The organism is Neisseria sp. P0001.S005, from assembly GCF_051963715.1.
On sequence record NZ_JBQCTZ010000952.1, the window covers coordinates 1 to 291 of the forward strand.

Here is a 291-nt window from a genome sequence, read left to right on the forward strand (position 1 = left end):
ATTGCCGATACCGCTTTATGGCTCTATCAGCGTCCGGCGCGGATGAACGTCAATTCCATCGAAATCATGCCGGTTGCTCAGACCTTTGCAGGCATGAAAGTTTACCGTGACGCGCCTGCTCCGGTGAAGGCAGAAACGTTTGAGAAACAAAGTATGTCTTTGTTTGGAAAGATTAAATCTTGGTTTAAGTAATCGGCATTAGGCCGTCTGAACATTTCAGACGGCCTCTTTGTTATCTGAAATTGAACAAACACGTTATAATGTAATTTTTTATTAACAAGGCCGTCTGAA

1 pseudogene is annotated in these 291 nt (G+C 43.3%); it reads left to right on the forward strand.

Annotation, left to right across the window (positions count from 1 at the left end):
- Window positions 1–192 (forward strand): annotated as a pseudogene (locus ACTHSP_RS23645) (NADP-dependent 3-hydroxy acid dehydrogenase); the annotation flags it as partial.
- Window positions 193–291: the final 99 nt, after the last annotated feature.